At 69.7% G+C, this 18912-nt stretch carries 18 protein-coding genes; 8 read left to right on the top strand and 10 right to left on the bottom strand.

The window, feature by feature from the left end; genetic code table 11:
- The first annotated feature begins 52 nt into the window (after positions 1-52).
- Positions 53-535 (top strand): methylated-DNA--[protein]-cysteine S-methyltransferase, encoded by a 483-nt coding sequence (locus ACZ4LX_RS01500; RefSeq protein WP_467636899.1) that lies wholly within the window; start codon positions 53-55, stop codon positions 533-535.
- An 81-nt stretch (positions 536-616) separates the two neighbouring features.
- On the opposite strand, the gene ACZ4LX_RS01495 is transcribed toward ACZ4LX_RS01500, so the two are convergent.
- From ACZ4LX_RS01495 to ACZ4LX_RS01480, 4 genes are all read right to left on the bottom strand, one after another.
- Positions 617-1201, bottom strand: a complete 585-nt coding sequence (locus ACZ4LX_RS01495) for a TMEM165/GDT1 family protein (protein WP_467636698.1) — start codon at positions 1199-1201, stop codon at positions 617-619.
- Between the two features lie 364 nt (positions 1202-1565).
- Complete coding sequence (locus ACZ4LX_RS01490; protein ID WP_467636696.1) at positions 1566-2213, bottom strand: class I SAM-dependent DNA methyltransferase; 648 nt, start codon at positions 2211-2213, stop codon at positions 1566-1568.
- Positions 2214-2241: 28 nt separating this feature from the next.
- On the bottom strand, positions 2242-2997 hold the full coding sequence (locus tag ACZ4LX_RS01485; RefSeq protein WP_467636694.1) for an SIR2 family NAD-dependent protein deacylase: 756 nt from the start codon (positions 2995-2997) through the stop codon (positions 2242-2244).
- Positions 2998-3222: 225 nt separating this feature from the next.
- A complete protein-coding gene (locus ACZ4LX_RS01480) occupies positions 3223-3714 on the bottom strand; it encodes an NUDIX domain-containing protein (RefSeq protein WP_467636690.1) in 492 nt (163 codons plus the stop codon).
- Positions 3715-3856: 142 nt separating this feature from the next.
- Between ACZ4LX_RS01480 and ACZ4LX_RS01475 the strand changes: the two genes are divergently transcribed.
- Entirely contained in the window at positions 3857-4972 is a 1116-nt protein-coding gene (locus ACZ4LX_RS01475) for a glycerate kinase (RefSeq protein ID WP_467636684.1), read from the top strand.
- A 115-nt stretch (positions 4973-5087) separates the two neighbouring features.
- On the opposite strand, the gene ACZ4LX_RS01470 is transcribed toward ACZ4LX_RS01475, so the two are convergent.
- Positions 5088-5822 (bottom strand): PucR family transcriptional regulator, encoded by a 735-nt coding sequence (locus ACZ4LX_RS01470; protein ID WP_467636681.1) that lies wholly within the window; start codon positions 5820-5822, stop codon positions 5088-5090.
- A 340-nt stretch (positions 5823-6162) separates the two neighbouring features.
- Here ACZ4LX_RS01470 and ACZ4LX_RS01465 point away from each other — a divergent pair, with 340 nt between their 5' ends.
- Genes ACZ4LX_RS01465 through ACZ4LX_RS01445 form a run of 5 tightly spaced genes read left to right on the top strand, consistent with a single transcriptional unit; the run spans position 6163 to position 11011 of the window.
- Positions 6163-6960: an ABC transporter ATP-binding protein gene (locus ACZ4LX_RS01465; RefSeq protein ID WP_467636678.1), complete on the top strand. Its 798-nt coding sequence runs from the start codon at positions 6163-6165 to the stop codon at positions 6958-6960.
- Positions 6957-7760: an ABC transporter ATP-binding protein gene (locus ACZ4LX_RS01460; protein ID WP_467636675.1), complete on the top strand. Its 804-nt coding sequence runs from the start codon at positions 6957-6959 to the stop codon at positions 7758-7760. Before ACZ4LX_RS01465 ends, ACZ4LX_RS01460 begins: the two co-directional genes overlap by 4 nt.
- Positions 7757-8647 (top strand): branched-chain amino acid ABC transporter permease, encoded by an 891-nt coding sequence (locus tag ACZ4LX_RS01455; protein ID WP_467636673.1) that lies wholly within the window; start codon positions 7757-7759, stop codon positions 8645-8647. The genes ACZ4LX_RS01460 and ACZ4LX_RS01455 overlap by 4 nt, the downstream gene beginning before the upstream one ends.
- A complete protein-coding gene (locus ACZ4LX_RS01450; RefSeq protein WP_467636670.1) occupies positions 8640-9761 on the top strand; it encodes a branched-chain amino acid ABC transporter permease in 1122 nt (373 codons plus the stop codon). The genes ACZ4LX_RS01455 and ACZ4LX_RS01450 overlap by 8 nt, the downstream gene beginning before the upstream one ends.
- Complete coding sequence (locus ACZ4LX_RS01445) at positions 9758-11011, top strand: ABC transporter substrate-binding protein (RefSeq protein WP_467636667.1); 1254 nt, start codon at positions 9758-9760, stop codon at positions 11009-11011. Before ACZ4LX_RS01450 ends, ACZ4LX_RS01445 begins: the two co-directional genes overlap by 4 nt.
- 110 nt (positions 11012-11121) lie before the next feature.
- Here the strand turns inward: ACZ4LX_RS01445 and ACZ4LX_RS01440 are convergent, their stop codons facing one another.
- Positions 11122-13470: a discoidin domain-containing protein gene (locus tag ACZ4LX_RS01440; RefSeq protein ID WP_467636664.1), complete on the bottom strand. Its 2349-nt coding sequence runs from the start codon at positions 13468-13470 to the stop codon at positions 11122-11124.
- A gap of 451 nt (positions 13471-13921) precedes the next feature.
- On the opposite strand from ACZ4LX_RS01440, the gene ACZ4LX_RS01435 reads away from it, so the two are divergent.
- Positions 13922-15328 (top strand): glycoside hydrolase family 5 protein, encoded by a 1407-nt coding sequence (locus ACZ4LX_RS01435; protein WP_467636661.1) that lies wholly within the window; start codon positions 13922-13924, stop codon positions 15326-15328.
- A gap of 176 nt (positions 15329-15504) precedes the next feature.
- On the opposite strand, the gene pssA is transcribed toward ACZ4LX_RS01435, so the two are convergent.
- The 4 genes from pssA to ACZ4LX_RS01415 form a co-directional block, all read right to left on the bottom strand.
- Positions 15505-16323, bottom strand: a complete 819-nt coding sequence (pssA, locus tag ACZ4LX_RS01430; RefSeq protein ID WP_467636896.1) for a CDP-diacylglycerol--serine O-phosphatidyltransferase — start codon at positions 16321-16323, stop codon at positions 15505-15507.
- A gap of 22 nt (positions 16324-16345) precedes the next feature.
- Positions 16346-16993: a phosphatidylserine decarboxylase gene (locus tag ACZ4LX_RS01425; protein WP_326656564.1), complete on the bottom strand. Its 648-nt coding sequence runs from the start codon at positions 16991-16993 to the stop codon at positions 16346-16348.
- Positions 16994-17174: 181 nt separating this feature from the next.
- On the bottom strand, positions 17175-18380 hold the full coding sequence (locus tag ACZ4LX_RS01420) for an acyl-CoA dehydrogenase family protein (protein WP_467636656.1): 1206 nt from the start codon (positions 18378-18380) through the stop codon (positions 17175-17177).
- Between the two features lie 2 nt (positions 18381-18382).
- Complete coding sequence (locus tag ACZ4LX_RS01415) at positions 18383-18910, bottom strand: MaoC family dehydratase (protein ID WP_467636653.1); 528 nt, start codon at positions 18908-18910, stop codon at positions 18383-18385.
- Between the last annotated feature and the right edge of the window lie 2 nt (positions 18911-18912).

Below are 18912 nucleotides of genomic sequence, written 5' to 3'. Positions count from 1 at the left end.
GTCCCGCACCGCCACCAAGGCGCGCGTCACCACCGCGCCCCGGCAGCACACAGTGATCGACAGCCCTTACGGCCCGCTGACCCTCGTCGCCACGGACCGGGTCCTCGCCGGCCTCTACATGACCGGTCAGCGACACCGGCCGCCCGAGGAGACCTTCGGTGCGGCCGACCCCGCCCCCTTCGACGAGGCCGTCGAGCAGCTGGAGGCCTACTTCGCCGGTGAGCTGAGGGAGTTCGACCTCCCGCTGCACCTCGACGGCACCCCGTTCCAGCGCTCCGTCTGGGCCGAGCTCCAGCGGATTCCGTACGGCGAGACCCGTACGTACGGAGAACTGGCCGAGAACCTCGGCAAGCCCGGCGCCTCACGCGCGGTGGGGCTGGCCAATGGAAAGAACCCGGTCGGCATCATCGTGCCCTGCCACCGGGTGATCGGGGCTTCGGGGAGTCTCACCGGATACGGCGGCGGCCTCGACCGCAAGCATCGTCTGCTGGCCTTCGAGAACGGAAAGCGGGACAGCGCCCCGGCGCTCTTCTAGACCGGCCGTGTCGGACCGAGTACGGCGAAGGGCTCCGCGCACCCGCGCGGAGCCCTTCCCTGCGTGTCGGCGGACGGCCGGTCAGCCGGTGAAGATCTCGATGACGGTCCAGATCGCCAGACCCAGCATGCACACCCCGCCGATGCGCTGCACGGTCTTGAGGGGGACGCGCTTGGCGATGAACCGCCCCGCGAGCAGCGCCAGCGCCGATACGGACATCAGGGCGGCGGCGGATCCGATCGCGGTGGACCAGGCGCCGTTGCTCGCGGCCAGGTTGGCCGTCGTGATCTGGGTGAGGTCGCCCCATTCGCTGATGAACACCGCCATGAACGCGGTGGAGTACACCGGCCAGAAGCCGGTCACCGTCTTCGGGCCGCCCTCCTCGTCCTCGTCGCCCGCGTCGGCCCTGAGCAGCATGAACGCGCCGAAGGCGAAGAGACAGGCGGAGACGAGTTTGACGATCCAGTCGGGCAGCAGCCCGAGCAGGCCGCCCGCCCCGACCGCGATGGCGACATGGACGATGAACGCGGACGAGGTGCCGAACCAGACGTAGAGCGGGCGCATGCGCGTGCCCATGGCCAGCGACGCGAACATCGTCTTGTCCGGGAGTTCCGCAAGGAAGATCAGCCCGAAAGCGGTGATGATCGCCAGGGGGTCGAGATGCATTCCGGGTGGCTTTCTGTAGGAGCCGGGCCCCGGATCTCCACGAAGTGCCGTTCGGGCTTTTCGGAGGACCACTCGGCCCGGCATGACGGCGCCGCCCACGGGGCGTGGGCGTGTCATACCTGACCGAAGGTCTCGCCCGCCCGCAATGATCCACGAGCCCGGCCACCGGGAACCCGAAGGTTCCAGTGTGTCGACGACCGGTTTGCAGGGCTACTCCCCTTCGCAGCCGTCAATATTACCGCATGCCCCGAGGCCGGTCACGCCCGGTCGGCCGTCCACGTGCGGTCCGGCAGGTCTGCGACCAGGGGCGGGACGTCGGGACCGGACCCGGCCCCGACGTCCCGCCCCGGTCACCGGCGAGCTCCTACGCCGGCTTCCGCGCGAGCAGGAACGCCTGTGGGGTCGCCTCGCCCCGGTCCGCTGCCCGGACCAGCCTCGCCGTTACCTCGAAACCGGTACGCACCAGCAGCCCCGCGACCTCTTCGGGGGCGAACCGGTACACATCGAGGTCCACGCGGTGCCCGTACGCCCGCTCCAGCCGGACCCGCTCGTCGCCGACCTTGAAGGCGAGCAGCAGGCGGCCGCCCGGAGCCAGTACCCGGCGGAACTCCGTCACGAACCGGCCCAGTTCCTCCGGCGGGGTGTGGACGAGCGAGTACCAGGCGAGAACCCCGCTCAGCGAACCGTCCGCCAGGTCCAGCGCGCTCATCGTCCCCACATCGAACCGCAGGTCCGGGTGGCGTCGACGGGCCTCCGCCACCATGTTGGGCGACAGGTCGATTCCGAACGCCGGCAGCCCGAGGTCCCGCAGATACGCCGTCACCCGGCCCGGCCCGCAGCCGAGGTCGGCGACGGGCCCGCCTCCGTCGGCCGTCACGTGCTCGGCGAAGGCGCCGAGCATCGCACGGTCCAGGGGCTTGGCCGTCAACTCGTCGGCGAGCAGGGACGCGTAGTCGACGGCGACGGTGTCGTACGAGGCCCGCGTGGCACTGAGGGAGGGAACGGCAGTCATGCCCGGGACCGTACCGGCCCCAGCCGCATCAGGGCCCGGTACTTGCCCCAGCGCCCGGACCCTCCTCGTCGGTCAGCCGCTTGAGCAGGGCGGGCAGCGCCGTGCCGATCGGCTCCCGGATCGTCTCCTGCGCCAGCGCGTCGTACGGCGTCGGCTCCGCGTTCATCACGATCAGCCGCGCCCCGTGCTCCGCCGCGATCAGGGCCAGCGACGCGGCGGGCTGCACCTGGAGGGTCGTACCGACCGCGATGAACACCTCGCAGCCCTTGGCCACAGCCATCGCGTCGCCCAGCACCACCGGGTCGAGCCGTTCGCCGAACATGACCGTGGCCGCCTTGAGGATCCCGCCGCACGTGGCGCACGGCGGATCGGGCTCCCCTGCCTCGACCCGGGCCAGCGCCTCGGCCATCGTCGAGCGGGCGTGACAGCGGGTGCACACCACCTGGCGTGCGGTGCCGTGCAGTTCGAAGACCTTGCGCGCGGACAGCCCGGCCGCCTGGTGCAGCCCGTCGACGTTCTGTGTGATCACCCGCACGGCGACGCCCGACCGTTCCAGCCCGGCCACCGCGTGGTGCGCCGCGTTCGGTTCGGCGTTCCACGCCGCGCTGGCGCGCCGCATCTGCCAGGAGCGGCGGCGGATCTCCGGATCGGCCATGTACAGGTCGTACCGGACGAGCTTCTCGGCCTCCGGGTCCTTGCGCCAGAGGCCGTTCGGCCCGCGGTAGTCGGGGATGCCGGAGTCCGTGGAGATGCCGGCGCCGCTGAGGATCGCCACGAGTGTCATGCGGTGAGCGTACGTATCGGCCGTCGCACCTCGCGAGCCCATATTCGCGCGCTGTGCGTGGGGACGGGAGCAGGCGCCGCGGGAGCAGCCGGGCGGCCGGAGGCCGGGAATCGGCCGGTGGGCCGACGGGGGCATCGTCCCACCCGTCAGCCGGCCGGGCGCCGTCCGGTCCTCCGGCCGACGGATCCGCCCGGTCCGCCGGCCGAAGGGGCGCTGCCCGGTCCGTCAGCCGACGGGGGCGCCGTCCTCCAGTTCCACGGTGCCCGCGCCGGACTCCAGTGCGTCCAGGGCCGCTCGCACGCGCCCCCGGAGCGACCCGAGGAGGTAGCGGCCGATCTCCGCGGGCTCGACGAGCTTCCAGGACAGAAGCTCCTCCTCCTGAAGCCGGACCGCCTTCAACTGCTCCTCGTCCAGCACCCCACCGTCGTACACATAGGCCACGATCGGCGGCCGCCCGGTGCCGCGCGCCCAGTCGACCGCGAGCAGCCGGCCCGGCTCCAGGTCGAGGCCGATCTCCTCGGCCGACTCGCGTCGCGCCCCCTGGCGGGGGCTCTCGCCCTGCGCCGACTCGATCGTGCCGCCCGGCAGCGTCCAGCCTTCGCGGTAGTTCGGTTCGACGAGCAGCACCCGTCCCTGCGCGTCGCGGAAGATACAGGCCGCGCCGGCCAGAACCTTCGGGAGACCGGCGATGTACACGGCGTAGTCATTGGTGGTCACGCCAGAAGCGTAGTGGTGGGGCTCGGGACGAGGTCCACGGCACGGACACCCATGGGCAGGGAGGGGGTGCTGCGGTTAGGGTCGGGGCGGCGCGACTGCCTGTTCGAAAGCAAAGGGATTCAAGGTGACGGACGGAGCAGTGATGGAGACCGCACGCGTGCTCGTCGCGGCGGACAAGTTCAAGGGATCGCTCACGGCCGTGCAGGTCGCGGAGCGGGTCACGGCCGGGCTGCGGCGTATCGCTCCGGAGGTACGGGTCGAGACCCTGCCCGTGGCGGACGGCGGCGACGGCACGGTGGCTGCCGCGGTGGCCGCCGGATTCGAGCGCCGGGAAGCGCGGGTGACCGGGCCGCTGGGCGACCCCGTGACCGCGGCCTACGCGGTGCGCGGCACCACCGCGGTGATCGAGATGGCCGAGGCCTCGGGCCTCCAGCACCTGCCCGCAGGTGTGTTCGCCCCGCTCACGGCCACCACGTACGGCTCCGGTGAGCTGCTGCTCGCCGCCCTCGAAGCGGGGGCGCGGACCGTCGTGTTCGGCGTCGGGGGCAGTGCGACCACGGACGGCGGGGCGGGCATGCTGACCGCGCTCGGCGCACGCCTCATGGACGCGGACGGCAAGCCCGTCGGCCCCGGCGGCGGTGGACTGGCCGACCTCGCCACGGCCGACCTGTCCGGGCTCGACGGCCGGCTCGGCGAGGTCGACCTGATCCTCGCCAGCGACGTCGACAACCCGCTGACCGGGCCCAAGGGCGCGCCGCAGGTGTACGGCCGTCAGAAGGGCGCGACCGAGGAAGACATCACGGTGCTCGACGCGGCGCTCACGCACTACGCCTCCGTGCTCGGACCGGACCACGCCCAGCTGCCCGGGGCCGGTGCGGCGGGCGGAATCGGATACGGGGCGCTCGTCGCCCTCGGTGCGCGGTTCCGGCCCGGGATCGAGGTGATGCTCGACGTCCTCGGCTTCGCACCGGCGCTGGCGCGGGCGACGCTGGTCGTCACGGGCGAGGGCTCGCTCGACGAGCAGACTCTCCACGGCAAGGCCCCGGCCGGGGTCGCCGCGGCGGCCCGTGCGGCGGGCATCGAGGTCGTCGCCGTCTGCGGCCGGCTGGTACTGACTCCGGAGGCGCTGGAGCGCGCGGGTATCCGCCGCGCGTACGCGCTCACGGAACTGGAGCCGGACCCCGCGGTGTGCATGGCCGAGGCCGGGCCGCTGCTGGAGCGCGCGGCGGAGTCCATCGCACAGGATTTCCTGTGCTGAGGAGGGGCTGAACCAGGCCCCGTCAAGCCATCGCGCAGGATCTCCCGCGTTGAGGAGAGGCTGAACCAAGTCCCCTCCGGCGACAGCGGATTCGGGGTGCGGGAGCGGTCCCCGGTCACGGAGACCGGTCCGCGCCCGCCCCCCGCCCCAGCCGCACCGCGTCCAGGGCCAGCATCAGTTCCACCAGCTCGCGCGGCCGCGACAGCGACCGCGAAGTCAGCTCCTCCAGCCGGCGCAACCGGTTCAGCACCGTGTTCCGGTGGCAGCACAGCCGTACCGCCGTCCGCCCCACCGACCCCCCGCACTCCACCCACGCCTCCAGCGTCGACACCAGCAGGGCCCGGTCCGACGGATCGCGTGCCAGGAGCGGGCCGAAGACGTCCGCGGCCAGGTGGGCCGCGAGGGCGGGCGCTCCCGCCACCAGAGCCGCCGGGACCCGGCCGTCCAGGCAGACGACCCCGCTCCCATCCCGGCCGCACGTCAGCAGCGCGGCATCGGCCAGCCTGCGCGCCGTGCCCAGCCCGGCCAGATCGTTCACCGCCGGGCTGACCCCTCCGGGGCCGGGCCCGCCGTCCGACAGAAGTGCGGCCACGGCCGCCGGATCCGCGTCGCCCAGCGCCACCACCGCGATCTCCCGGTCCGGCCGGGAACGCCACAGGAACCGCATCCCGAGCGCGTCACCGGGACGGTTCCCGGCGCACCCGCGCGCCGGCACCACCGCCACCGCGTACCTGCCACGTTCCGGGAGCCCCAGCACCGCACCGGTGAGCGCCGCGAGATCCGGCCCGGTCTCGTCCTCCAGCAGCGCGTCGAGCAGCGCCAGCCCCCGCTCGTCCCCGCGCTGCCGCATGCCCGCTCCGTCCTCCGCACGCCCCCGGGGGGCCGCATCCGCGTCTCGGCCTCACCGGACCGCCGTCGTGAGGATGGCACCGGTCCGGGCCCGGGGCGACAGCGCACCGCCCGCCTCTGTGCGCGTGCACAACGGGCGGTCTTCCGCGCGGGGCACCCGCAGCGTTTCGGCCGGTGACCGTGGACGCGCGCCCCGCCCGCTGCTGGTCTGTGGCCCCAGAGAGGCACAGGGCAGGCACAGGCAGGCACCGGCGGACACCGCCGGCCACAGCCGGGCCGGGGCCCTGAGCACCCATGAATCGACACATCGATTCCCAGACAAGGCGGAAGGAGGAGGACGCATGGCAACGCTTGAGATCCGCGCACTGTCCGTGGGCTACGGCCCGGTACGGTCCCTGCGCGACGTCTCCCTCGATGTGCCGGCCGGCGCGATAACCGCCGTACTCGGCGGCAACGGGGCCGGGAAGACCACGCTGTTGCGGGCCATCTCGCGGACCCTCGGCTTCCACCGCGGGACGGCTACGGGCACCGTCCACTTCGACGGACGCCCCCTGGACGGGCTGCGCCCCGCCCAGGTGGTGGCCGCCGGAGTGGTCCAGGTGCCCGAGGGGCGACAGGTGTTCGCCCGGATGACGGTGGCCGACAATCTGCGGGCGGGCGCCCTGGGGGCCCGCCGCGGCCGCAAGGCGTCGGCGGGCGCGCTGGCGCGCGTACACGAGCTGTTTCCGGTCCTGGCCCAGCGCGCCCATCAGCGCGCCGGGCTGCTGTCGGGCGGCGAGCAGCAGATGCTGGCGATGGGCCGGGCCCTGATGGCCCGGCCCCGGCTGCTGCTGCTCGACGAACCCTCGCTCGGGCTCGCCCCGTTGATGGCACAGCGCATCGCCGAGACGGTGCAGGAGATCAACGCGTCGGGCACCTCCGTCCTGCTCGTCGAGCAGAACGCGGCGATCGCCCTGAAGCTCGCCTCCACGGCCTACGTCCTGGAGGTCGGCGAGGTCACCCTGGACGGGCCGGCCGGCGAACTCGCCGCCTCGGACGAGGTACGCCGCCGCTACCTGGGCGTCGTCGACGAGACCGCCGCCGAGGACGCGGGCCGGGCCACGGGTTCCGTACGCACGTTGAGCAGGTGGTCCGCATGACGACCGCCCAGGAGACCACCCCGGTCGCGACCGCCCCGGCCGCACTCGCCGTCCGTGACGTCACCGTCCGCTTCGCCGGACTCACCGCACTCGACGGCATCTCCTTCACCGTGGAGCCGGGCAGCGTGCACGCGGTCATCGGCCCCAACGGGGCAGGAAAATCAACCACGTTCAACGTGCTGTCCGGGGTGTACCGGGCGACATCCGGCACCGTCCACCTCGGCACGACGGAACTCACCGGACTCGCCCCGCACCGAATCGCTCAACTCGGAGTCGCCCGGACGTTCCAGAACCTCGCCCTGCCTCCGCACGCCACCGTTGCCGAAAGCCTGCTCCTCGGCCGGCACCGGCTCACCCGCGCCGGGTTCCTCGCCAGCGGACTGCGCCTGCCGTCAGCCGCCCGCGAGGCCCGCCGCCATCTGGAACGGGTCCGCGAGATCGCCGAATTCGTTGGGCTGGAGAAGGAGTTGGACCGGCCGGCCGGTGCGCTCCCGTACGGACAGCAGAAGCTCGTCGAGCTCGGCCGCGCCCTGTGCATGGAGCCGCAGGTCCTTCTCCTCGACGAACCCGTCGCCGGGATGACCGCCGACGAACGGCGGCGTACCGCCGCGGTCGTGGCCGGAGTGCGCGACAGCCTCGGCATCTCGATCGTGCTCGTCGAACACGACATGGGAGTGGTGATGCGGCTCGCGGACGCCGTGACCGTACTCGACTTCGGACGAAGGATCTCCGGCGGCACCCCCGCCGAGGTCCAGAACGACCCGGCCGTCGTCCAGGCCTACTTGGGGGCACAGGAATGACCACCTTCATCGAACTCCTCCTCGGCGGGCTCTCCATCGGCTCGGTCTACGCGCTGATCGCGCTCGGCTTCGTCGTCATCTTCAAGGCCACCGAAGTCGTCAACTTCGCCCACGCCTCCCTCCTTCTCGCGGGCGGATATGTGACCGCCGTGCTCCACGACGACATCGGCTTCTGGCCCGCGCTCGCCGTCGGCATCGCGGGCGCCGCCGTCGTCGGAGCCGCCGTCGAGTTCCTGGTGATGCGCCGCTACCGGGGCAGCGACCACAGCGTCCTGGCGATCGTCACCATCGGGGTCGACATCCTCCTGACCACCGAACTCACCCGCCGCATGGGCACGGACGTGCTCGCACTCGGCGACCCGTGGGGCAACGGCGTCGTCACCATCGGCGGCGTCACCCTCGCCGAGACCCGGATAGCGGCGTTCCTCGCCGCCGGCCTGCTCATCACCGTGTTCCTGCTCGCCTTCCGCTTCACCTCCTGGGGGGTATCGATGCGGGCCGCCGCCGAGAACCCGCAGACCGCGGCGCTGATGGGGATCAAGCTCGGCCGGGTCTCGCTCGCCGCCTGGGCGGTGGCCGGAGCACTTGCCGCCGTCGCCGCACTGTTCCTCACCGTATTCCCCACACCCGGCCTCGAACGGGCGACCTCACTGGCCGCGCTCAAGGCCTTCCCCGCCGCCATCCTCGGCGGACTCGACTCGACGACCGGAGCCCTCGCCGGGGGACTGATCGTCGGCGTCACCGAATCGCTCGCCACCGGCTACCAGAGCGACCTCTCCTTCCTGGGCCGGGGCATCGGCGACCTCGCCCCCTACCTGGTGATGGTGCTCGTGCTGCTCCTGCGGCCCGCGGGACTCTTCGGTACGAAGGAGCTCGCCCGTGTCTGACACCACGACCACCGAGACCGCCGGGGGCACCCGGCTCACCGGCCCGGGTACCGCTCTCACAGCCCGGCTGCGCCACCCCCGTACATACCTCTGGGCCATCGGCTCGGTCCTGCTGCTCGCGTTCCCGTTCTACCTGGACCGTTTCTGGCTCCAGGCCGGACTGTTCGCGATGGCCGCCGCCATCGGCGCCATCGGGCTCAACCTCCTCACCGGCGCCACCGGCCAGCTCTCCATGGGCCACGCCTTCTTCCTCGCGGTGGGGGCGTACGGCTACTGCGTCCTCGCGGGGGAGAGCAGTACGGAGAACGGACACGAGCTCTCCGGACTCGGCCTGCCCAGCTGGCTCGCCGCCGTCCTCGCCGTACTCCTCGCGGGCGCCGCCGGCGGACTGTTCAGTCCCATCGCGAGCCGGCTGCGCGGGGCCTACCTGGGCATCGCGACCCTCGCACTCATCTTCATCGGCCAGCATGTGCTGTTCAACGCGGGATCCCTCACCGGGGGCTTCAACGGCCGTTCCGTACCGCCCCTTTCACTCTTCGGCTTCGGCTTCGACGACACCGAGGTCATCGTGGCGGGGGTACCGTTCCAGTCCTCCGAGAAGCTCTGGTACGCCGCGCTCGCCGCGCTGCTCCTGAGCGGCCTCTTCGCCCGCGGAGTACTGCGAGGCAGGCCGGGCCGGGCGCTCAACGCCATTCGCGACCACCGCATCGCGGCCGGTGTCATGGGCGTCCCGGTGGCCCGCTACCGGGCGGGCGTCTTCGTCCTGTCCTCGATGTACGCCGGACTGGCGGGCGTCCTGCTCGCGCTGGTCTTCCAGCGGACCGTGCCCGAGTACTTCGGCATGGTCCTCTCCCTCGAATACCTCGCCATGATCGTCATCGGCGGGCTCGGCACCGTGGCGGGAGCGGTCGTCGGGGCCGCGTTCGTCTCGCTGCTGCCGCAGCTGCTCACCCACTACAGCGACTCCCTGCCCCTGGTCTCGGCCCCCGGTACGGGCGGTCTGGCTCCGGGCGAGGCGTCGCGCTATCTGTACGGCGCCGCGGTGGTCGCGGCTGTGCTGTTCCTGCCCGGCGGCCTGACACGTCTGATGAAGAACTCAGGAGAGAAGAAATGAAACTGCGTGTGCTCGGGGCCGTGTGCGCGGCCCTCACCCTCACTCTCGTCGGCTGCAGCGAGAAGGCCAAGTCCTCCGACGAGGGAGCCCAGGACAAGAGCGGTGTGAAGACCGGCGACGGCGTCACCGGCTCGACGATCTCGCTGGGTGCGCTGACCGACATGACCGGGGTCTACGCCTCGCTCGGCAAGAGCGTCACTCAGGCCCAGCAGCTCTGGGTCAAGCAGACGAACGCCGCCGGCGGCATCTGCGAGCGCAAGGTCGAACTGACCGTGCGCGACCACGGCTACGACCCGCAGAAGGCCATCGCCGCATACACCGAACTGGAGCCGAAGGTACTGGGCTTCGTCCAGTTCATCGGCTCGCCGTTCGTGTCGGCGGTCGAGCAGCGCATCGACGGCCAGGACAAGGGGCTCGTCCTGCCGCAGGCCTGGTCGGCGAATCTGCTCGGCAGCAAGTACATCCGGGTCATCGGAGCGACGTACGACGTCGAGACGATCAACGCGATCGACTACCTGCTCGCCGAGAAGCGCATCGCCAAGGGCGACAAGATCGGTCATGTCTACTTCGAGGGCGACTACGGCGAGAACGCCCTGGCCGGCTCGGAGTACGTGGCGAAGGAGGCGGGCCTCACCGTGGTCGAGCAGAAGATCAAGCCCACCGACAACGACATGACCGCCCAGGTCGCCGCGCTCAAGCAGGCCGGCGTCAAGGCCGTCGTCGTCAGCGCGGGCCCGCGGCAGGCGGCCTCGCTGGTCGGAGTCGCCGCCGCCACCGGCTTCAACGTCCCGGTCGTCGGCAACAACTCGGCGTTCGCGCCCCAGCTGCTGAAGACCCAGGCAGGTCCGGCCCTGGCGAAGGACTACTACGTCGCCGCGTCCACCCTGCCCATCGGTGACCCGGGCGCCGGTCCGGCGAAGCTCGCCAAGGCGTACGGTGCCGCGTACCCGAAGGACGGACTAGACAACGGCGTCATCGCGGGATACAACGCCGCGAGCCTGTTCGGTGAAGCGATGAAGAAGGCCTGCGCCGCCAAGGACCTCACCCGTGAGGGCATCGACAAGGCCCTGCTGACCATCACGGACTTCGGCAGCGACTTCGGGATGCCGCACAACTTCTCCGACCCGGCGGCACCCTCCACCCGGGAGAGCGTGATCATGAAGCCGGACGCTGAGACCCCCGGCGGTCTCAAGGTCGTCAGGCCCGCGCAGGCGGCCGAGGCGGCGAAGTCCTACACGCTGAAGCAGTAGGGACACCCGCACGACGGCCGCCGGACGGCACGCAACACGCGTACCGTCCGGCGGTCCTTCGTGTGACGGGCGCTCCGGGACCGTCGTCCTGTCCCGGCCGTCGTCCGGGCTCAGCTGGTGTAGGCCTCCAGTTCGGAGAGCTGTGCGGCCGGCCATCCGGTGTTGGCGGTGAACGTCAGCCGCAGATAGCGGGCGGACGTGCCAGGCAGTGTGACGGTCGCCTGGTTGCCGCTCGACGGATCGAAGGTGTAACCCGCCGACGCCTTGAGCGAGTTGTACGTGCTGTTGTCGGTGCTTCCCGTCACGGCCAGGGTCTGTGTGCGGGTGGACCAGGCGGCCGACGGCGGCAGCTTCAGGACCAGCCGCTTGACGGCCTTCGAGGCGCCGAGGTCCACGGTGATGGTCTGCGGGAAGGCGTGGTTGGTGCTCTCCCAGTAGCTGTTCGCGTCCCCGTCCACGGCCCTGGACGCGCCGTACACGTCCGCGTGACCGGACTCGGTGACGCTACGCCCCTGGGCGAGGTTGCCCGTCTCGGTGGGCGGGTCGGTCGGGTCGGTGGGCGGGTCCGTCGGGCCGCTGCCGCCGCCCGGCACCCCGCCGTTGGTCCACACCGGGGCCGGCCAGTTGCCGGTGCAGGCCGGCGGATCGGCGTACCAGCCCGAGTTGCCGCTGCCCCGGGTGATCTGGAAGCCGCTGCCCACACAGTTGTGGATGGGGTTGGACTGGGCGATGTGGGTGGCGACCACGTTGTTGAAGGTGGCCGTGCCCGGCGACTGGATCTGGAGGGCGTAGGTGCCGGCGCCGTCGATCCTGACGTTGTCGAAGTGCAGCCCGTTGGTCGCGCCCTCGATGAGGTGGATCGCGGCGTAGGAGCTGTCCAGGATCTCGGTGTCGGAGATGTTGACGGTGGCGTTGATCGGTTCGTTGAGCCCGCTGAACCAGACCGCACCGACCCCGAACTGCCAGTTGTAGTCGTTGTTGCCGGTCCTGATCAGGGTGTTGCGTGCGGCCGTGGTGGTGCCCGAGACGGCTGTGCCCTGACCGGAGTTGACACCGGGATAGCGGTTGGCGATGTGCAGCCCGCCCCCGTTGGTGAGGGTGTCCGACATGACGTTGTCGGAGATGGTGATGTCCTTGCCGCCGTACGTGACGATGTTGTTGGCGAGGATCGGCAGGATCACGGTGTTGAACGTGAACTTGTTCTTCACGTTCGGGATGTTCTCCGCCCACATCGCCAGCCCGTCGTCACCGGTGTTGCGGACGAAGGTGTTGGTGACCGTGGAGTTGGTGACGCCGTAGTGGAAGTTCACGCCGTCCGCGGTCTGGTCCAGGATGCGGCTGTTCTTGATGGTGAAGTTGTCCATTGGGCCGTCCATCCAGGCGCCGCACTTGGTGTGCTGCATCCAGACGTTGTCGACGGTCGAGTTCGACAGGGCGCCGCCGATGGCGTTGACCTGGTCGTTGTCCTCCCGCTCCCGGATGTCGCCGATGATGGCGAAGTCCTTGAGGGTGACGTCGCTGCTGCCGCCGGCCGAGGCGTACTTGCCGTAGACACCGACGGCCTTGCTCCGGTTCGACGGGTCGCGTCCCGTCAGCACCGAATACCAGGGGCCCGCGCCACGCAGTGTCACCTTGTCGACGACGATGTGGTCGCGGACCTGGAAGGTGCCCTGGGGGATGTACACCTCCTTGCCCTGCGCCTTGCCCGCGTCGACGGCCGCCTGGATCTTCGCGGTCGAGTCGGCGGCCCCGGTCGGGTCGGCACCGAAGTCGGAGACGACGTCGAGGGCGCCCGAGGGCCTGGCGGTGGGCGCGCCCACCTGCTCGAAGTCCGCCAGGTCGATGGTGAACGAGGGGGAGGCGGCGGTGGACGAGACCTGGAGCCGGACCTTCGTACCGGCCGCGAGAGTCGACCCGAACATGGTCCGGGCCTCGTCGTAGAAGTGGTGCGGGTTGGTGTCGCCCGGGTTGTTGTTGAAGGGGTAACCGCCGTAGTACCAGCCGTACTTCGAGGTGACGGGCACCGCCTTCGGCGAGGCGCCGTTCACCAGCACGTCGATCGAGGCGTCCCGGCCCGATCCCGCGGCGTTGTCCGGCAGCGAGTACCGGAAGGACATGGCGTTCGCCGGCGCCGTGAGCGTGAACTCCACGTATTCGCCGACGGAGTCCAGCGTCACGGCCTGTCGGCCCGACGCCTCGGAGGGCAGCGTGCCGTACAGGCGATCGGGGCCGATCAGTGTGCCGTTGGTCGCGGCGTACTCGGCTTCCTGCTCCTTGAACGGAACGGTCGCACCGCGACCGGGGACCGCCAGAGGGGAGGGGGCGGGGACACCCGCCGCCTGAGCGGGCGGAGCGCTGGACACGACCACGGCGGCGGTGACGCCGAACGCGGCGAGTGCCAGCGAGAGAGAGGCGGACAGGGACCGGATGAGCAAGGGGCGTCGGGATGGTGGGGTCACGTCACAGTCGTCCTTGCGGCTCGTGGGGGCTCTGCGGACGCCCACAGGCTAGGAGCAGCAACGCAAGGAAGTCCACGCCGGTGCGCAAAATTCTGCTTCACTCACTCAAATTTGCGACGGATTAACGAGAGGATGAGGTGTTCTGGGCTGGTTGGTCGGGCCGTCGGGGCGGCGGCTCCGGGGGTGGCGGCGCGCGCGAAGAGGCGTCGGGTGGCGGCGCGCGCGGAGAGGCGTCGGGTGCCGGGAGGTGCCGGGCGCGGGGAGGTGCCGGGTGTGCGGAAGGTGCGTGGGAGGTTCGCCCTGGCATGAAAAGTCGGGATGAGGTCCCGCCGGTGCCCCGCGGGTTGCCGTGGATGTCGACGCGACCCATTGACAGTGCGCCGGTGTACTGGCTTCATGCTTTGGGAGCGCTCCCACACTTCCTTGCTCTTCATCCGAAAGGTGAAAACGAATGAAGTTCCTCAGGAGCGGGCGAAAGGGAACCGTGATGACGGCGGGGCTGGCCGCCGTCACCCTGTTCGTCTTATCGGGAACGGCTGCCGCGCAGCCGGTGCTCCCGGCCGGCGCCGTGTCGGGCCAGACCGGGGCGGAGCCTCAAGCGGAATCCGGAACGGATTCCCGTACCAATGCTGCGACCGGCGCGGACTGGCTGCACACCCAAGGTAATCGGATTGTGGACGAGAGCGGCCATGAGGTCTGGCTGACCGGCGTCAACTGGTTCGGGTTCAATGCGACCGAGCGGGTCTTCCACGGCCTCTGGTCGGCCAATCTGGACACCCTCACCCGGCAGATGGCGGAACGGGGCATCAATATCATCCGGGTGCCGATCTCCACCCAGCTCCTGCTGGAATGGAAGAACGGCCAGGCGACCGTCCCGAGTGCGGTCAATTCATGGGCGAATCCGGATCTCAAGGACAAGACGAGTCTTGAGGTATTCGATGCCTTTCTCGATGTGGCGGAGAAATACGGCATCAAGGTCATGCTCGACGTGCACAGTGCCGAGGCGGACAATGCCGGGCACATCCACCCCGTCTGGTGGAAAGGTTCGATCACCACCGAGCAGTTCTACCAGGCATGGGAATGGGTGACCGACCGCTACAAGTCCGACGACACGCTCGTGGCGATGGACATCAAGAACGAGCCGCACGGCAAGCAGGGCGACAGCCCCCGCGCGAAGTGGGACGGCTCCACCGATCAGGACAACTTCAAGTACGCCTGCGAAACGGCGGGCAAGCGCATTCTCGCCGTCAATCCGCACGTACTGATCCTGTGCGAGGGGATCGAGGTCTACCCGCGGGACGGCACGGACTGGTCCTCCACCGACGCGGCGGACTACGACTACGACTGGTGGGGCGGCAATCTGCGCGGCGCGGCGGAGCACCCCGTCGACCTGGGAGCCCAGCAGGACCAGCTGGTCTACTCCCCGCACGACTACGGACCGCTGGTCTTCGCCCAGCCCTGGTTCCAGGGAGAGTGGAGCCGTACGACGCTGGAGCGGGATGTCTGGGACCCGAACTGGCTCTACCTCCACAAGGACGGCACGGCGCCCCTGCTGATCGGTGAGTGGGGCGGCTACCTGGACGGCGGGCCCAACGAGAAGTGGATGACCGCGCTGCGCGACGTCATCGTCGAGAACAGGATCAGCCAGACCTTCTGGTGCCTCAACCCGAATTCGGGCGACACCGGCGGCCTGCTCGGCTACGACTGGGCCACCTGGGACGAGGCGAAGTACGCCCTGCTCAAGCCTGCCCTGTGGCAGGAGGGCGGCGCCTTCGTGAGCCTGGACCACCAGACCCCGCTCGGCGGTGCGGGCAGCACGACCGGTATCAGTCTCACCGATCTCTACGGCTCCGGCTGAGGCGGTCGCGCCCCCCGGCGCGACGCGGCCCCGGCGCGACGAGGCCCCGGCCGGGGTGTACGCGCGAGCGCCCGGCAGGTACGTAGGGGTGCCGGGCCGGTACGCGCCGCCCCGGCACATCACGTACGAGGGCCCGGATGCTCCCAGCATCCGGGCCCTCGTACGTGATGTGCGGACTACGGCAGCTGCGCCGCTCGTGCCTCGCGCCGGTTGTCACGGAAGGTGTTCACGCGGCGGGCGGTCGCGAAGAGCGGGATGACCGCTCCCAGGACCACCTGGAGCGCGCAGCCGGTCTGCAGCAGGAGCTGACCACCGGGGGCGTCGAACGCCCAGGCGGCCAGGAGTCCCATCGCGGCCACGATCCAGCCGAGCATCGCCACCGCGAGGACGCCCCGCGGCTTCGGGTACTCGACCCGGCTGACCATCAGCCACGCCACACCGACGATCGCGAGCAGCGTCGGCACGAAGGGCAGCTCCAGGAGCACGATCGAGACGACCGTGAGAGCTCCGAAGGGGCTCGGCATGCCCTGGAACATGCCGTCCTTCATGGTCACGCAGGAGAATCTCGCCAGCCTGAGGACCACCGCCAGCAGCACCACGATCGCGGCGAGCGCCGAAACCCGCTGGTGTGCGTCGTCCGCGACCATGCCGTACACGAGGACGAAGTACGCCGGGGCGAGCCCGAAGCTGATCAGGTCCGAGAGGTTGTCCAGCTCGGCGCCCATCGGCGAGGAGCGCAGCTTGCGTGCCACGAGCCCGTCGAAGAGGTCGAACACAGCCGCCATGAGCATGAGGATCACGGTGGTGGCCGCTGAGTGCCGGGCCATGCCGCTCTCGTCGCTGCCCGTGAGGTGCGGGATCAGAATCCCCGTGGTGGTGAAGTACACCGCCATGAAGCCGCACGTGGCGTTACCGAGAGTGAGGGTGTCCGCTATCGACAGCCGCATGGAGAGCGGCATGTCCTCGGTGTCGTCCTCCGCCTCGGCCTCCGGCACCCAGCCGGCCTGTGTGTCCGGATCAATCACGGTCAATTCGAGTCACCCCCGCGGTGGTGGCCTGGCCGACCTCGACCGCGACATCGATACCTTCCGGAAGGTAGATGTCGACCCGGGAACCGAAGCGGATCAGCCCGATGCGCTCACCCTGCTCCACCTTCGTGCCCTGCGGAATGTAGGGGACGATGCGGCGGGCGACCGCGCCGGCGATCTGCACCATCTCGATGTCACCGAGCTCGGTGTCGAAGTGCCAGACAACGCGCTCGTTGTTCTCGCTCTCCTTGTTGAACGCAGGAACGAACCCACCGGGGATGTGCTCGACCGATGTCACCGTGCCGGCCAGGGGAGCGCGGTTGACGTGGACGTTCAGCGGGCTCATGAAGATCGCGACGCGGGTACGCCCGTCCTTCCACGGCATGATGCTCTGCACCACGCCGTCGGCCGGTGAGATGACGCGCCCCTGGGTGATCTCGCGCTCGGGGTCGCGGAAGAACCACAGCATGCCCGCCGCGAGCGCGGTGGTGGGCACGGCCACGGCTGCCCAGCGCCCGGACCTGCGGGCCCGGGTCAGGCTGAGTGCGGCAGTGGCGACGGTCGGCAGGAGCCACGGCGAAGCTCCGCGTGCAAGGCGGACCCCGCCGCGTGGTGCAGAGGTATGGCTGTCGGGCATGGATGACCTTCGTAGCGGATGGCGCCGCGCTGGCAACGGGGGACGGCGGCTTTTCCGGCGATGTTATCGGTTGCTGACCGCAACTGGGCAAGCCAGCAGCCGAGTCGGACGTCTGGAAGGCACCGTTCGAGGAGGGCAGGGTGTGATCTTCTTCGCGGTTAAATCACCCCGAAAGGGACAATCAACCCTGGAAACGGTACTCCTCGAGGAGTCGGCGCCCGATGATCATTTTCTGGATTTCGGCGGTACCTTCGCCGATCAGCAGCATCGGGGCCTCCCGGTAGAGGCGCTCGATCTCGTACTCCTTGGAGAAGCCGTAACCGCCGTGGATGCGGAAGGCGTCCTCGACGACTTCCTTGCAGTACTCGGAGGCGAGGTACTTCGCCATCCCTGCCTCCAGGTCGTTTCGCTCCCCGGAGTCCTTTTTGCGCGCTGCATTTACCATCATCGCATGTGCGGCCTCGACCTTGGTGGCCATTTCGGCCAGCTTGAACTGGATGGCCTGGTGCTGGGCGATCGGTTTTCCGAAGGTGTGGCGCTGCTGTGCGTAGGAAACACCCAGTTCGAATGCACGCTGCGCGACGCCGCAACCACGCGCAGCCACATTTACCCGGCCGACCTCCACTCCGTCCATCATTTGGTAAAACCCTCGGCCGGTGGTGCCGCCCAGTACACGATTGGCTGGAATGCGTAGTCCGTCCATGATGAGCTCGGTCGTGTCGACGCCCTTGTAGCCCATCTTGTCGATCTTTCCCGGGATGGTCAGGCCGGGCCGGACCTCGCCGAATCCGGGCTCCTTCTCCACCAGGAAGGTCGTCATCGACTTGTGCGGCGCCGTGCCTTCGGGGTGGCCTTCGTCACTCCGGCACAGGACTGCCACGAGCGAGGACGTGCCGCCGTTCGTCAGCCACATCTTCTGGCCGTTGAGGACGTACTCCTCGCCGTCCTTGACGCCCTTGGAGCTGATCGCGGAGACATCGGAGCCCAGCGCCGGCTCGGACATCGAGAAGGCGCCGCGGACCTCGCCCAGCGCCATACGGGGCAGGAAGGTGTCCTTCTGTTCCTGGGTGCCGTGCTGCTTGAGCATGTACGCCACGATGAAGTGCGTGTTGATGATTCCCGACACGCTCATCCAGCCCCGGGCGATTTCCTCCACGCACAGCGCGTAGGTGAGAAGCGACTCGCCCAGACCTCCGTACTCCTCCGGAATCATCAGCCCGAACAGGCCGAGTTCCTTGAGGCCCTCGACGATCTCCGTCGGGTACTCGTCGCGGTGCTCCAACCGGGTCGCGACAGGAATGATCTCCTTGTCCACGAAATCCCGGACCGTGGAGAGGATTTCCTGCTGGATGTCGTTGAGACCGGCCGTCCGGGCGAGTCGCGTCATGGCTACTTCTCCACGTTCTTCGGCGAAGGCTGCTTCAGTTCCGGGCGGCCCGGCTGCTCGCCGCCCCGCTCCTTGATGTACGTCTCGGTGGGGACCATGACCTTGCGGCGGAACACGCAGACGAGAGTGCCGTCCTGCTTGTACCCCTTGGTCTCCACGTAAACGATTCCGCGGTCGTTCTTGGACCTTGACGGTGTCTTGTCCAGAACGGTGGTCTCGCCGTAGATCGTGTCGCCGTGGAAGGTCGGCGCCACGTGCTTCAGTGACTCGACCTCCAGGTTGGCGATGGCCTTTCCCGAGACGTCCGGGACCGACATGCCGAGCAACAGCGAGTAGATGTAGTTGCCCACCACAACGTTCCGGCCGAAGTCGGTCGTCTTCTCCGCATAGTTGCTGTCCATGTGCAGCGGGTGGTGATTCATGGTCAGCAGGCAGAAGAGGTGGTCGTCGTATTCGGTGACGGTCTTTCCCGGCCAGTGCTTGTAGACCGCGCCGACCTCGAATTCCTCGTACGTGCGCCCGAACTGCATGA

The organism is Streptomyces sp. NPDC026062 (assembly GCF_055568375.1).
This window is presented reverse-complemented; position numbering and strand designations above follow the sequence as displayed.

Bases quoted from the DNA above. Each gene is read 5' to 3' on its own strand.
- ACZ4LX_RS01495 (WP_467636698.1), bottom strand. From the start codon at position 1,201: ATGCATCTCGACCCCCTGGCGATCATCACCGCTTTCGGGCTGATCTTC.
- ACZ4LX_RS01490 (WP_467636696.1), bottom strand. From the start codon at position 2,213: ATGACTGCCGTTCCCTCCCTCAGTGCCACGCGGGCCTCGTACGACACC.
- ACZ4LX_RS01485 (WP_467636694.1), bottom strand. From the start codon at position 2,997: ATGACACTCGTGGCGATCCTCAGCGGCGCCGGCATCTCCACGGACTCC.
- ACZ4LX_RS01475 (WP_467636684.1), top strand. From the start codon at position 3,857: ATGGAGACCGCACGCGTGCTCGTCGCGGCGGACAAGTTCAAGGGATCG.
- ACZ4LX_RS01470 (WP_467636681.1), bottom strand. From the start codon at position 5,822: ATGCGGCAGCGCGGGGACGAGCGGGGGCTGGCGCTGCTCGACGCGCTG.
- ACZ4LX_RS01465 (WP_467636678.1), top strand. From the start codon at position 6,163: ATGGCAACGCTTGAGATCCGCGCACTGTCCGTGGGCTACGGCCCGGTA.
- ACZ4LX_RS01460 (WP_467636675.1), top strand. From the start codon at position 6,957: ATGACGACCGCCCAGGAGACCACCCCGGTCGCGACCGCCCCGGCCGCA.
- ACZ4LX_RS01455 (WP_467636673.1), top strand. From the start codon at position 7,757: ATGACCACCTTCATCGAACTCCTCCTCGGCGGGCTCTCCATCGGCTCG.
- ACZ4LX_RS01445 (WP_467636667.1), top strand. From the start codon at position 9,758: ATGAAACTGCGTGTGCTCGGGGCCGTGTGCGCGGCCCTCACCCTCACT.
- ACZ4LX_RS01435 (WP_467636661.1), top strand. From the start codon at position 13,922: ATGAAGTTCCTCAGGAGCGGGCGAAAGGGAACCGTGATGACGGCGGGG.
- ACZ4LX_RS01425 (WP_326656564.1), bottom strand. From the start codon at position 16,993: ATGCCCGACAGCCATACCTCTGCACCACGCGGCGGGGTCCGCCTTGCA.
- ACZ4LX_RS01420 (WP_467636656.1), bottom strand. From the start codon at position 18,380: ATGACGCGACTCGCCCGGACGGCCGGTCTCAACGACATCCAGCAGGAA.
- ACZ4LX_RS01415 (WP_467636653.1), bottom strand. From the start codon at position 18,910: ATGCAGTTCGGGCGCACGTACGAGGAATTCGAGGTCGGCGCGGTCTAC.